At 53.6% G+C, this 13,926-nt stretch carries 9 protein-coding genes; 2 read left to right on the top strand and 7 right to left on the bottom strand.

The window, feature by feature from the left end:
* Nucleotides 1–10: 10 nt before the first annotated feature.
* A complete protein-coding gene (locus K3F44_RS10430) occupies nucleotides 11–637 on the top strand; it encodes a TetR/AcrR family transcriptional regulator (RefSeq protein ID WP_088523317.1) in 627 nt (208 codons plus the stop codon).
* Between the two features lie 367 nt (nucleotides 638–1,004).
* Here the strand turns inward: K3F44_RS10430 and K3F44_RS10425 are convergent, their stop codons facing one another.
* From K3F44_RS10425 to K3F44_RS10395, 7 genes are all read right to left on the bottom strand, one after another.
* Entirely contained in the window at nucleotides 1,005–3,104 is a 2,100-nt protein-coding gene (locus K3F44_RS10425; protein WP_088523316.1) for a methyl-accepting chemotaxis protein, read from the bottom strand.
* 152 nt (nucleotides 3,105–3,256) lie between these two features.
* Nucleotides 3,257–5,179 carry an ATP-binding cassette domain-containing protein gene (locus tag K3F44_RS10420; RefSeq protein WP_140174189.1) on the bottom strand — a complete coding sequence of 641 codons (1,923 nt, stop codon included), beginning with the start codon at nucleotides 5,177–5,179 and terminating at the stop codon, nucleotides 3,257–3,259.
* A 630-nt stretch (nucleotides 5,180–5,809) separates the two neighbouring features.
* A complete protein-coding gene (locus K3F44_RS10415; protein WP_088523314.1) occupies nucleotides 5,810–6,541 on the bottom strand; it encodes a TorF family putative porin in 732 nt (243 codons plus the stop codon).
* 237 nt (nucleotides 6,542–6,778) lie between these two features.
* Nucleotides 6,779–7,453 carry a cache domain-containing protein gene (locus K3F44_RS10410; RefSeq protein WP_140174190.1) on the bottom strand — a complete coding sequence of 225 codons (675 nt, stop codon included), beginning with the start codon at nucleotides 7,451–7,453 and terminating at the stop codon, nucleotides 6,779–6,781.
* The gene (locus K3F44_RS10405) at nucleotides 7,453–8,241 is read right to left on the bottom strand and encodes a FadR/GntR family transcriptional regulator (protein WP_088523360.1); all 789 of its coding nucleotides are present in this window, start codon (nucleotides 8,239–8,241) and stop codon (nucleotides 7,453–7,455) included. The genes K3F44_RS10410 and K3F44_RS10405 overlap by 1 nt, the downstream gene beginning before the upstream one ends.
* A gap of 122 nt (nucleotides 8,242–8,363) precedes the next feature.
* Nucleotides 8,364–9,797 (bottom strand): aldehyde dehydrogenase family protein, encoded by a 1,434-nt coding sequence (locus tag K3F44_RS10400; RefSeq protein ID WP_088523312.1) that lies wholly within the window; start codon nucleotides 9,795–9,797, stop codon nucleotides 8,364–8,366.
* A gap of 64 nt (nucleotides 9,798–9,861) precedes the next feature.
* Nucleotides 9,862–11,325: an APC family permease gene (locus K3F44_RS10395; protein WP_256660719.1), complete on the bottom strand. Its 1,464-nt coding sequence runs from the start codon at nucleotides 11,323–11,325 to the stop codon at nucleotides 9,862–9,864.
* A 705-nt stretch (nucleotides 11,326–12,030) separates the two neighbouring features.
* On the opposite strand from K3F44_RS10395, the gene K3F44_RS10390 reads away from it, so the two are divergent.
* Nucleotides 12,031–13,692: a choline dehydrogenase gene (locus K3F44_RS10390; protein ID WP_220633986.1), complete on the top strand. Its 1,662-nt coding sequence runs from the start codon at nucleotides 12,031–12,033 to the stop codon at nucleotides 13,690–13,692.
* The last annotated feature ends 234 nt before the right edge of the window (nucleotides 13,693–13,926 follow it).

The following is a 13,926-nucleotide window of genomic DNA, read 5'->3' as shown; positions in this document are numbered from 1 at the left end:
GGATTCTTAGATGCATTATCTTCCGAAATCATATCTTCACTATTTAACAGATCGCATCGAGGCTGATCAGTTGCCGGGCAGAAAGCACGAAGTCCAGCAAGCAGCGCTCTCTCTTTTTCTAGAATTCGGTTATGCCTCGGTTAGTTTGCGCCAAATTGCCTCCCTGGCCAATATTAAGCTAGGGTCAATTCATAAGCTTAGCGAGGGAAAGGAACAGCTGTTGGCAGACTTGTTCATGAGCGCGGCGAGCAGCTTACTAGAGGAGGTCAGCACTGCAAGCCAAAGGAAAGTCCCTACATCGAAAGCTGTGGAGAATTACGTCGAAGCGTATGTTCGCTGTGGGCTCAAGTACAGATTGCACCATATGCTTTTCCGTCGCGAAGGTCATCTCTTGAATAGTGGCATACTATCGGAGCTCAATGTGCTTCGAGATCGTAAAGTGACTCGGCTATGGGAGCTGTTAGCTTACGGACAAGCGACGCAGGTCTTTCCCGACCAAGATGCTCGTTTCGCTGCGAAAGCCATCGTCGCGATGCTTGATGAGTTGATAAATAACTCAACTATCAGCGGGGAAAAGCTTCAGGATTCGATTGAAGCTCTGAAAGGAATGGCGCTTCGGCTGGCAGGCACAACGTAGATGGATCATTGATGAGCTCTGTTGACCACTTCTGGCCGCATGCTCGATGGCCTATCCGCTGGCACTCCTGGATCCCAGGCTCATCATTGTCTCGCTGGGCGCGGTGCAAGGCGAATTTGATCGAGCCGGTAAGGTCTCCAACACCTGAACAGCGCATTCAACGTTGCGCTGGCCTCATGCATGATTCTTGCCGGTTCACTTCTGCGAGCGAAGGGGCCTGAAGCTCACATTGTTAGCTGACTTCTGCCCATGTAGTGATGCCGAGCAGACCCCAATTTCCACAGCGCGGGCATTGCAGTTGCGACGTGCCTGGTGGCCTGAAGGGAGAGCAAACCGAGAAAAAAGGGCCCGTGAGGGCCCATGGGTTTTAAGATTTGAATTGCTCTGCCAGGCTGAACTGAAGGTCTGCTTGAGAGCTGAGATGTTCGCTGATCGCCGCAGTCTCTGTGGCGCTGATACTCAACTCATCTGTGACCTGCCGGATGTTCGTGATGTTGCGATTAACGTCCTCTGCAACGGCGCTTTGTTCTTCAGCGGCAGCGGCAATCTGGAGATTCATCTCGCTGATCACGGAAACAGCATCGCTGATGGTTCCGAACGAGCGCGCCGTCGCCTGGATCGTCTCATGACTGATTTCAGCTTTGGTGTAGCTGCTCTGCATGGAGTTGACCACGCCCTCGGTACCGGATTGCAGGCGCTCAATCACCTCCCGGATCTGTTCAATGGACTCTTGCGTGCGCATGGCCAAGTTCCGTACTTCATCCGCCACGACAGCAAAACCTCTCCCGCTTTCTCCTGCGCGTGCCGCCTCGATCGCGGCATTGAGGGCGAGGAGGTTAGTCTGCTGGGCGATGCTTCTGATGACCTCCAGAACGCTTCCGATCTCTTCGCTATTTTCTGATAACGACCGTGCTTCCGTCATTGCGGCAGACAGGGTCTCCACCAGTCCGGTGATATCTTGCGTACTGCGCGCGATTGCTTGCAGGCCATGCTTGGCAGACTCATCCGCACCCTGGGCCGCACTTGCTGCTCTGGCTGCACTGGCCGCCACTTCATGTGCAGTGGCGCTCATCTCGTGGGAGGCTGTGGCAACCTGTTCGATTTCCCGCAGCTGCGACTGCATCCCCATGCTGGTTTCTTTGGCTATTTGATTAGACCGACTGGCAGTTGAGCGTGTCTCTACGGTGGCTGATCGGATCTTCTGAATGGTGGGCTGCAACTTGTCTAGGAACAGGTTGAACCAGCGCACCAGCTCTCCAAGCTCGTTTGTACTGGCGTAATGCAAGCGCTTGGTCAGGTCTCCCTCGCCTTCAGCAATGTCTTTCAACATTGCCGCTACACCGCTCATAGGTTTTGTCAGGCCTGCCGCGATGAACCACATGGCCACAGCTCCGACTAGGGCAGCGATTACGGCAATGAGTGTCGAGAATACCGTGGAGGCTTGCTGAAGGTCAGACTGGGCTTTTTTTAGTGCGAGTGAGTCTGCGCTGGCTACCTCGCTCGGGAGCTCCACACTTATCTTCCAGGGAGCAGTGCTGCCCACTTCCAGATTCTTGGTAACCTTCAGTGGCGCGTTTTGTGTAGCAGTTGAGGGGTTAGGGCCTGAACTATTGCCAGTCTCCATTTTCTTGCCTATCGACGCAGGATCAGCGCTATTCGCGGCGATTAGGCCCTGACTGGTGGTAATGACCAGGTTGCCTTTTCCATCGTATAGCTGGCGCTTAGCTTCTTCGGCGATTGCCTGTAGCGAGGAGAGGGAAACATCGATACCAGCAACTCCGATGACCTTACCGTCGGCGATGATCGGCGTCGAAAAACTGGTCATAAAAATCTCTGTACCCGAATCGGAACCGTAGAACGGCTCCAAGACGCAGGTACTCCTATTGGTGTCGGGGCATGTCATGTAGTAGTTGGCCGGATAGCCGGAGTCGCCTACGGTCGTGTCTTTCAAGCTATCTTCTTTTGTGGCCAGGTTGACAGATCGCCCGTCAGGCCTCACCCAATAGCTGGAAAATCTACCCACTTCATTGGATCCCGCTGTCAACGCGTTGACGAAGTTGCTGTCCTCACCTAGTTGATTGGGATACATGATGATCCAGAGCCCCAGGATATTAGGGTGAGCCTCGAAGAGATCTTTGAGCAGAGTGTTCTGTTCTAAGCGGATTTTACGTGCATCTGCTCCGTTGGTGATGAGCGCTTGCATCGAGGAGGTCTGGTGGGCGAGGAACTCAATGAGGTTGATCTGGCTGTTGAAAGTGCTTCTGATTTTTTCTGTCTGTTCGGCAGACTTTGAATCTAAGACTTGTTGTATGCTCTGAGAAATTATCTCATTGCTGCTGCTGTATATTAGGTCGTTGTTCTCAGAATTTTTTAATATTCCTATGCATGTAATAATGCTTATTACAATTAATATGATGGTTAAAGAAGCGAGTGTGATCTTGGTTTTGATTGCAAGGTTGTGAAGCATCTGATTCTGGCCCCTGTGTTTGTTATTCTAGATCGGCAGTTTGATTCTTCGAATGGTTGCAAGGATCATCAGTGCGGCCAACCTCGCTCGCACGGGTGACTATTGTTTTCTTTATAGATCGCTCGGCTGTGTCCTAAGGGTGTAAATGCGATCTAGCGCTTGGCGCATAATTCTTCAGCTTCGTCTTGCAATAACAACCATTGTTCTTCGAGCTCTCCAATGAGCTTGCCCATGGTTTCCCATTCCAGCGTGATGGTCTGAACTTCTGTGTAGGACAGCATGGGGCACATCCGACTTTCGGCCCGACCTTTGTTCTCTTGTGCTTGGGTAAGCCTCTGCTCAATTTTTTGCAATTCACGCTCGATGCTTTTTAATCGCTTCGAGCCTGAGGCGTGAGGTTGGTGTGCAGTTTTTACGGGGCGTTCGACAGCGGGATGCGCGGCCCGTCTAGCCTCGGCGCTGCGTTTGGACTCATCAACTAGGTAGCGGTGATAGTCTTCAAGGTCACCTTCGAAAGGGGTTACCTCTCCTCGACCTACAAGCCAAAATTCATCGCAGACAGCGCGAAGCAAGGCCCGGTCGTGGCTCACAAGCATCACGCTTCCCTCGAACTGGTTCAGTGCAAGGGAGAGAGCTTCACGAGTAGCGAGATCCAAGTGGTTGGTCGGTTCATCGAGTAACAGCAGGTTTGGCTTCTGCCAGACAATCATGCAAAGCACGAGGCGTGCTTTTTCGCCACCACTCAATGTACTAACGGTCTGGGTCACCATGCCTGCGTTGATGTTGAATGTGCCTAGGAAATTCCGCAGCTCCTGTTCCCTGGCGCTCTGACCGGCTTGCCCTGATTTGCGTGCAAGCTCCAGCATATGGTGCAGCGGCGTCTGCTCAGGATCCAGGACGTCCAATTCTTGCTGGGCAAAATAGCCGATCGTCAGCCCTTTTCCCTCGGTGATCGATCCAGCAAGGGGTTCCAAGTCACGCGCGATGGACTTGATGAAAGTCGATTTGCCTTGGCCGTTCGCACCCAAAATCCCAATCCGCTGGCCTGCCATTATGGTTTTGCGGACATGAGACAGAACTTTACGATCAGGGCTTCCATCGGACGTCTGGTAGCCGAAGTCAGCGTCGTCAATCGCGATCATGGGGTTTGGTAGATGGTCGGGCTCTTTGAAAGTGAACGTGAACTCGGCGTCAGCGGCCACGGCGCTGATTTTTTCAATGCGCTCCAACGCTTTGATACGGCTCTGAGCTTGCCTGGCTTTGGTGGATTTGTAGCGGAATCGATCAATGTACTTCTGCAGGTGCTGCATTTTTTCCTGCTGCTTTTCGTGAGCGGCTTGTTGCTGCTCAAGCTTCTGCACGCGTAGGAGTTCGAATGCGCTGTAGTTGCCGCTGTATCGGGTGAGTTGCGCATGCTCAAGGTGAATGGTGACCTGGGTAGCGGCATCCAGGAATTCACGATCGTGGCTGATGACCAGCAATGTGCCCTCATATTTCTTGAGCCATTCTTCAAGCCAAACCAGAGCATCAAGATCCAGATGGTTAGTCGGTTCGTCCAGCAGCAGCAGATCAGATGGGCTCATGAGTGCCCTGGCCAGTTGTAGTCTCATTCGCCAGCCACCCGAAAAACTATTCACTGGTTTTTCAAGGTCGCTCGGTTTGAAGCCAAGGCCCAGGATGAGAGATTGAGCTCGGGACGTTGAATCATGGTCGCCGGCATCAGCAAGGTCACCGTACGCCTGTGCGATTGCCATTCCGTCGTCGCGATCGGTCGCACGTCTCAGCTCCGCTCTCGCATGGATCAGGACGGTATCTCCTTGAAGCACAAAGTCTGTCGCAGCATCCGAGGTCTCCGGCATGTGCTGGTCAACCTGGGCAATACGCCACTGGCGGGGTAGCTCGACCTTGCCGGCCTCCTCATGAAGCGCGCCGCATAAAAGCGAAAACAGTGTTGATTTCCCCGCACCGTTCCTTCCGATCAGAGAGGCTTTCTCTCCGGCATTGACAGTCATGGTGGCGTCCTGCAGAAGCACCTTGGTGCCCAATCTCAGTTCTATGTTCTTCAGAGAAATCATGTGGAGGCCTGACTGCAATGGAAGGCTCGGCATTGCTAGGGGAGGGGAATAGCAAAAATACCGAGTGGTCAGAAAATGATACCACTAGGTTTTGAAATATGCATGATGGGTTTTTAAGCTGGGGCTGGATGTGAATTGAGGGTGCCATCGCATTCCCATGGATGGGCCAAAACGCTGCGACTGGAGCTATGAGAAATCTCGGATGCTCGCAAACCCAAAGCGAGCGTTTGGGCTGGTCTCAAACCCTATAGCCTTTTCATCCCAGGCGGCATCTGCCAACGCTGATATTGGGGCATGCGAATGCCAGCCTCTATCACTGGTCGGCCCAGCGAGTTCGAATCGACTCCGAGCAAGCACGAGCTAGCGAGCTCCAGCCGTACGTCACCTAGACCATACCCCTACACCGACTAAAATTTACGCGTCGTTTCCGGCTGCGAGTTTTGCCAATGGGTGAACGATTGGGCTCAGCTGAGCATTTAGGCGCCTTGTGCGCCGTTGCATGCGGTGCTCATGCTATGCGCCTGGCCTCGAAGCCATTTTGGCTTGTTGGCCTAGGGGGCAGAGATTCATAAACATGTGCGAACACCCTGATGCAGGGGAGGGGAGGGCAAGAATGCCCTCCCGTTCGGTTTAGAAGGACTTTTCGACGCCGAAAATTACCGTGCTTGAGCAGATGTCGTCATAACCATTGAAGTTCATGCACTCTTGTCTGGAGAGATCTGTATCACCGTACGCGGCAGACCATACGAAGCCATAGAGTGGTTTGCTGACCTTGGCTAGCCATAGATTATAACTGTCGCGAGACTGACCACTGCCATTTACAAAAACAGGATCTTTGTAGTCGACCTTTCCGTAGGTTAGGTCTAACTTGACCTCGTGGGGAAGATTGGCGGTGTAGCCTGCAAAGCTATAAAGGTAGCTCTGATCATCATTTAGATCGTCTGAATAGTATCCGCCTACGTTGAAGCCATATGCGGTTAATTTTGCATAGTATTCAGAGTAATTCGAGAGAGACTGTCTGGGGTATTCATATTTGTAATAGGCTAGGTCTAGAGAAATATCATCTGATATCTGCCAGAAGTACCCCGCGTAATAGTCGATTTCTTGTCGAGTCTTGCTGCCGTTGCCGAAGTCTACATTCGAAGACCATACGCCCGCATACAAACCGCTGGAATGGATAAGGGTCGCCGAGGCCTGCAGCGCAGGATCACCTTTGGTTTGCGACACACCTCGTGACCAATAGTCGCTGAATACGCCAGCCGTCAGTGCGATCGAAAAATCATCATTCAACTCAGCGGCACTGACAATGCCGGAGGAGAAGCTGAGAATCGAAGCTGTAATAATGCCAAATTTGGTCTTCACATTTTTATCCTATTATGTTGTTGGCAGATTTCAGTTGCTCAAAGGTACTCGCGTAGCCCAGCGTCCTGCGGAATAAATGAACACTAGGTATCGTAAAATCATACCCGGTAGTCAGTATTTTGGGCGTACGATTTTGTTGCTCGTTCTATAGACACTTATGGGTTGCTATTAATCAGGAATTTGTCCGTCGTAGCCCGTGTAAGACCTACTGCTGAAAGGAAGCGACAAGCTGCTCTTTCAATCTAGAATGATTGCTCTCCAGCCGGTTGTCGATACGGTTTCGCCCGCACCCAAATATGCCGGGTTTAGAGAGCCTACGGGAGCACTGGCTGTATTGGATACCACTACCCGTCCCTCATGATTACAGAGCAGACAGTCTCGGCCTATGCGTGAAAGCGGGGTGGCCACGATTCTTTCGAAATCGCTTAAACGGATGTCGGCGGCGCTTACACCTAGAAATCGGTCTTGTACAACTATTGGTGTTGCGAGCGTAATGATGTGTTTATCGAAGTCAACATAAGGGCCCACAATTGCTGGGCAGCGCTGAGTCTTAGGGATCACCATCCAATCGGCATTTGGGTACTCATAGAAATTTCCGCGCCATGGGTACCTGATATTCGAGTCATCATTGATGATGCCATCCGAGTCGATCTCAATCCAGTTCAGCCAAAACGGCGAATCCTCAATTACACCTTCATCAAGAACGATGCCCAGCGCATAGGCATAAACTCCCACGCTGGTTAGGGATCGAACCATGTCCGGGCGAATTTTTGACAGCCCCGACTCACTAATGCTTTTCTTAGTGTTCTTCGAGCTCGAAATCAGAAGCTCAAACCGACTCGCAAGCTTTTCTAGCTCGGTGAAGGTTGAGTCAAAAACAGCACTAGCTGAGTCTACCAACGGCTTCAACATTACGCGGTCTCTAACTTTTCGCCTAAGATATTCTCTGCGCCTTCGGCAATCAGCTTCAATCTTAAACGTACGAGATTGTCAAAAGACACGCGAGTCCGTGACCGTGCCACGTTCCCGGCTTCTATGCCTTCACCTTGGGTGATTCTCTCAAGAACTTCTCCGACAGTGGCGGCGCACAGATCGGTATATTCTTGTTCTTCGTGGGCCAGGGCCAGTAACCATCCGAAGTCTTCATAAATCTGTAGTGCTGCAGCACTCAGTCGAACGGACTGAGCTACAGATGCAAGCTCGACGTCAAATCGAGCGTGGGCTCGGCAAGCTGTCAAAGCATCCTTGGCATCGGCGATCCTTGCCTTATACCCAACGAGCCGAGCGATGTTCGACGGTGAAGCTCTCGTAGCTGCGAGCTCTGCGGACTCTCCTAAAAGCATCGCCTTCCAGTCTGCCAAGTCCCTAAGTGCCACAGCCGACAGCTCTCGCAGCCGTGAGGTAGCTTTACCTCTCACAAGCCTTGAAGCATGGTTAACAAACGTTCCACCACCTCGGCCAGGCTTCGTGTCCACCATGCCTTCTGCCCGGAGCTGAGCCAGCGCTTCTCTTAACGTAAAGGCTGTCACATGAAGCTCTTTGGCGAGCAGCGCTTCTTTAGGAAGCATCTCCCCGTGCTGGAGAAACCCAAGATCGATGGCCGTGCGCAATCTTGCTATCACGGATTCAACGCCGAACGTCTGCTCCGAGCGCAGAGCGAACATGGTTAAGCGCTGGGGATGGTTTACACCACTGATCATTGAGTCCTCATAGGAATACATTGGAGCCGACTTCCTATTCTACCTAACTCACGCTTCGGGTCGACGCTGGCGATCAGAACCAGGGCCGGGCATCAAACGAGCGCCGGCCACGGTTTGGGACGTTAAGCGCCGTAGCCAACGATTGCTTTTACTTCCAGATACTCCGTAAGGGCGTGCGGCCCTCCTTCCCGACCATTCCCAGACTGCTTATAGCCGCCGAATGGAGCCATCACGTCCCAGTCCGGATAATTTACAAACACCGAACCTGCCCGCAGTTGCCTAGCGACAGCGTTGGCCTTTGCTTTGTCGTTGGACTGCACATACGCCGCCAGACCGTAGAGACCGGAGTTGGCGAATTCGATCGCCTGTTTCTCGGTGTCGTAGGACGAGATCACCAGCACGGGGCCGAAGATTTCTTCACGTACAATCGCCATCTCTTGAGTTACGTCTGCGAAAATTGTCGGCTTAGCGTAGAAACCGACCTGCAGATGGTCAGGGCGACCCAGGCCGCCGGCGACCAGGCGTGCGCCTTCTTTGACACCAGATTCGATCAGGGTCTGAACTTTATCGAACTGCATGCGGCTGGCAAGCGGGCCGTACTCGGTTGCAGGGTCGCTTGGAAGGCCAACGATGGCCTCATTCGCGACCTTGGCTGCGATCGCCAGGGCCTGTTCGTAGTGCTCCGCAGGAACGAGCATGTGGGTAGGCGCGTCACAGGACTGTCCACTGTTGCTGAGGCAGACGGTGACACCTGTAGCCACAGCCTGTTCCAGATCCGCTCCGCGCAGAATGATATTTGCAGATTTGCCACCGAGTTCCTGGGTCACTCGCTTGACAGTATCTGCAGCGGACTTGGCCACCTGAATGCCTGCACGGGTCGAACCGGTGAAGGACACCATCTGAATATCCGGGTGGCGGGAAATAGCGTCCCCAACCGTTGGCCCGTCGCCGTTTACCAGGTTGAATACCCCGGCAGGGACGCCCGCATGTTCAAGGATCTCGGCGAAGATGATGGCATCGAGAGGAGCGATCTCACTGGGCTTGAGCACGACAGTGCAACCGGCAGCGATCGCGGGAATCACTTTGCAGATGATTTGATTGAGCGGCCAGTTCCACGGTGTAACCAGACCTACTACCCCGATAGGCTCTTTGAGGATCTGCGTGGTGCCAAGCGATTCCTCGAATTTATAGCTGCGAAGGATATCGATCATCGCTTCTACGTGAGCGATGCAGGTAAAGGTTTGTGCTTCGCGAGCAAACGTGATCGGCGCGCCCATTTCACGGCTGATGATCTGGGCAATGTCCTCACGACGCTCCTCCAAACCGCGTCGAACCCCATCCAGCAGGTTAATGCGCTGCTCGACGGTAGTCTGGGAGAAAGTTTCGAACGCTTTGGAAGCTGCTTGGACGGCGAGATCCACGTCTTCTTTGGTGCCCATCGCGATCTCGGCGAATGCTTCCTCTGTTGCTGGATCAATCACTGCGAGTCGCGAGAAGGTGGACGACGCAGGTGCTACCCACTGCCCGCCGATGAAGAATGTCGAGTACTTCTGCATGTTGCTTAACTTCCATTCCTAAGGTGGCGTTGTTGGGCTGCAGTCGATCGCAGCCCGCTACGAGTTAGATCACCTGACGTCCTATCGCTCTGTAGACCAGGGGCGATGAGCGTTCTAGCCAAATGGCGTAGATGCAGCCGAACACCAAAGATCCAAAGAGAAACGCTAGCAAGATCATGGCTACGCTTTCGCTACCTGTGAGCAAACCGATGTTCTGGGTTGCCAACCAGGCGGTCGTAGACAGGCCGACTAGTGCAAGAGCGGGAGCTACCTTGGTCTTCATCGCGCTCACACTGTTGGGCGTCTTGATGAAGAACACGATGACCGCGACCGAGGTCAGGATCTGGAGTATCAGCAGCGTATAACCGGCGATGCCCACTAGGGACGAGTAACCCGAGTAGGGTTCAACACCTGAATAAATGGCGGCGAACATGCTGAGTACGGTGATGATGGCAACCATTCCTGAGGCGCGATACGGCGAATCATGAGTCGGGTGGACGGTGCTCAGTGATTTGAACAGGACGCCGTCAACGCTCAGGGAGTAGATGTACCGAGCCAGGATGTTGTGGATTGCGAGTACGCAGGCGAAGATGCTGGTGCATACCAGCGTGTGGACGATGCTGACCCCCACGTTCCCCAAGTAGGCCTCGATGACGCCCATGCCGGCATTAACTGGATCGTTGATCGATTTATCTAGAGCTACTTCCGGCCCCCATCCAAGGATGAAACACAGGGTAGCTGAGGCGAACAACACTGACATGGCAATAATCGAAATGTAGGTCGCCCGGGGAATAGTGACTTCCGGATTGCGGGCCTCCTCACGAAACACAGCAGTGGCTTCGAAGCCTGCGAAGCACGTAACGCCGAAGAGTACTGCCAAGCCAATCGATCCGGAGGTCAATGCTTGGGGGGTCAGCCACGACAGTGATAAGCCGTTGGCTCCTCCGTCTTGGAACACGGCGGCTTCCCAGACAAAGGTAATGATCACTTCGCAGACAAGAGCCAAGGACAAAAGCTTTGCAGAAAGCGATATGCGGAAGTGGCCAAGCACCGCCACGATAGCGGCAAAACCTAACGACCACTGCCACCAAGGCAGCGTCTCCAGGCCGATCCACGAGAGTGAAATGGTCGAGAAGGTGACCCCGACATAGAGATACGCCCCAACCAGCATGAACGTATAAGCCAAGATCGCCATGAAGGCACTGCCTAACCCTAGAGAGCGACCCAGGCCAGCAGTGATATATGCGTAATACGCTCCCGCATTGGGCACGTGCCGAGCCATCGTTGTGAAGCCAACGGCGAAAAGAAGCATCAAGCCGCCCGCCGCCAGGTAGGTGAGGGGGGCGCCCAGACCGTTACCCATGCCAATAATCACTGGGATCAACCCAATGATGATGGTCAAGGGGGCGTTGTACGCGAGCACTGTGAACACGATGTCGAACGTGCCGAGATTGCCGCGCAGACGCTGCGCTGGCTGGTGCTGTTTAGGGGCTGTCATGCTAAGCCCTGCAGGTTCTGAATAACTCATACATTTAATCCCCGTCTATGCAGAGGTGCCGCCAAGGTAAGTTTGGACTTGCTGCAAGTTCGTACGTCGTACGGCTGGATCAGCCCGTCTGAGCATTCGTTTGCGTAAGAAAATTCAGCCGTAGTGGCTGCCTGGGCAGTAGGGGAAGGAGAGCATTGAAGGAGCAGCGCTCGATCTGCTCAATCAGGCTGCTAGGAGAGCCTGTTTTTCTTATTTTTGGTACGCAGTGTTGGACGTCCTTGACGGACTCTTCGCGCACATCACAGCAGTAATGATTCGCCTCAGATTCGCTCGGAAAGAGGGGACTCTGGGCTGCCACCACTGCGACACGTCTGATGACGTTGATCGTTGTCATTTTCATGCCTCTTATTTTTGTGAACCGCAGGCAACGCTGGGCTGGCCTTAAATCTACGTCTACAAATATTTTTAGACAAGATCTTTTTTGCTTGGTAGTTTGAAAAGACGAACAGGCAGTCCTGCGCTGAGCTAGGTCGCGCTGTAACCGGGTCAAAATGGTGCGATTTGAGCGATTTTCGCCTCATTTTGAAGCATTTGGGAGAGAGCTATCGTCGACGTCGCGCGGTTTATGCACGGCGCGCCGAATTTTCCTCAGGTTAAGGTGCCGCCCGGCCAGCTTCAGAGCGCAAATTTCTGACGTGTGTTGCCGATCTGGCAGTTGAAAAATCGAACAAAAAGGTGAGCGAAATGAGTGCAGTGAAGGGTGGCGGGTACGACTACATCATCGTAGGCGCCGGCTCGGCCGGTTGTGTTGTGGCAAACCGTCTAAGTGAAGATCCCAACGTCAAGGTGCTGGTCATCGAGGCGGGTGGGCCTGATCGGAAATGGGATTTCCGCATCCAAATGCCAGCTGCCCTTACGTATCCGCTGGTGGGGAAAACCTATAATTGGCAGTTCCTGACTGAGCCTGTGCCTGAGCTTCGCAACCGTCGCGTACCCTACTTCAGGGGGAAGGTTTTGGGCGGCTCATCGACCATTAACGGGATGGTCTACATTCGTGGTAACGCGATGGACTTTGATAACTGGGCTTCGGATCCAGAACTGGCTCACTGGTCTTACGCTCACTGTCTCCCATACTTCAAGAAGTCTGAAACTTACGACCAAGGCGAAAGCGAGTATCGGGGTGGCTCTGGCCCACTGCATGTTACCAAGGGCTTTGGAGCTAGCCCGCTGTATCAGGTGTTCCTTGAAGCGGCCCAGGAAGCAGGCCACGCGCACGTCAATGACCAGAACGCCTATCGCCAAGAGGGTTTCGGTCGCATGGATATGACCGTTCACAATGGGGTAAGGGAGAGTGCTGCTCGTGCTTATCTTCACCCAGCGATGACCCGCCCGAACCTAACGGTAATCACAGGTGCGCTGGTGCGACGCGTGGTGTTTGAAGGAGACAAAGCCGTCGGCATTGCTCTGCGTAGTGAAAACAGCGAACAAGTGATTCGCTGTGATCGCGAGGTCATCCTGTCTGCGGGCGCCATCCAGTCGCCCCAATTGCTTATGCTGTCGGGCGTAGGGCCAGAGGACGAGCTCAAAAAACACGGTATTCCGGTAGTCTGCAATTCGCCTGGTGTGGGCCGGAACCTCGGTGATCATATTGAATACATCGTGGCCTACGACTGTTTGAAGCCTGTCTCGTACTACAAGGAGTTGAAGCTGCATAGGCAAGCAGCCATTGGCGCCGAGTGGTTGGCGAAGCATACGGGCTTGGGTGCTTCGAACTTCTTCGAGGCGGGAGGCTTCTTGCGCTCGACCCCTGATAAGCCTTGGCCGGATGTTCAGTGCCACTTCGTGGGGGTTGCTGCCGAGTACAGCGGGCGAATGGCTGCTGAAGGCCACAGCTACCAAGTGCACCTTGGCCCTCAACGGCCAAAGAGCCGAGGCTGGCTGAATCTCGCCTCTGCTAATCCTGAAGATGCGCCTCTTATCCAGCCCAACTGGTTGACCCATGAGCAGGACTGGATCGATTCACGAAACGCCATCCGTTCGACCATCGAAATCATGGAGCAGGATGCTTTCAGGCCGTATCGCGGGAAGATGTTGAAACCGCTTAAAACCGAGATGCATGATGAGGGTCTTAACGACTTCATTCGCGATCACGCGGAAAGTGGTTATCACTTCTGTGGTACCTGCAAGATGGGTGGCGGCAGTGATGCGGTTGTCGACGGCCAGCTTCGCGTTAAGGGTGTTCGCGGCTTGCGGGTGGTCGATGCGTCGGTAATGCCTGAGGTTACTAACGGCAATACCAACGCTCCGACCATCATGATCGCAGAAAAAGCCGCAGATATGATTCTGGGGCGCCAACTTCCGCCCTCCAATGCAAAATTTTATAAAGCAGAGCTTGAACACGCCTGATTCGAGAGGGGGGCTTAGGCCCCCTTATCTCGCACTGCGACATTACCCTTCGACGGTTGCCTCTCCAAACCGCATCAGATTGAGCCGCATGCTCTGACACAGGTGGCCATTCTCTGTGCGCCCCCTTAATCACCGGTGTGAGCGAAGTACCCCTTCAAAAATCTTGCAGCTCTTTCCGATGGGGTGGTGGCATGAGAACCCACTGCTGGAGCGGCCTAGCCGGGGTCTCACGTG

The organism is Pseudomonas sp. S07E 245 (assembly GCF_019599025.1).
GTDB classification, from domain to species: domain Bacteria; phylum Pseudomonadota; class Gammaproteobacteria; order Pseudomonadales; family Pseudomonadaceae; genus Aquipseudomonas; species Aquipseudomonas shirazensis.
This window is presented reverse-complemented; position numbering and strand designations above follow the sequence as displayed.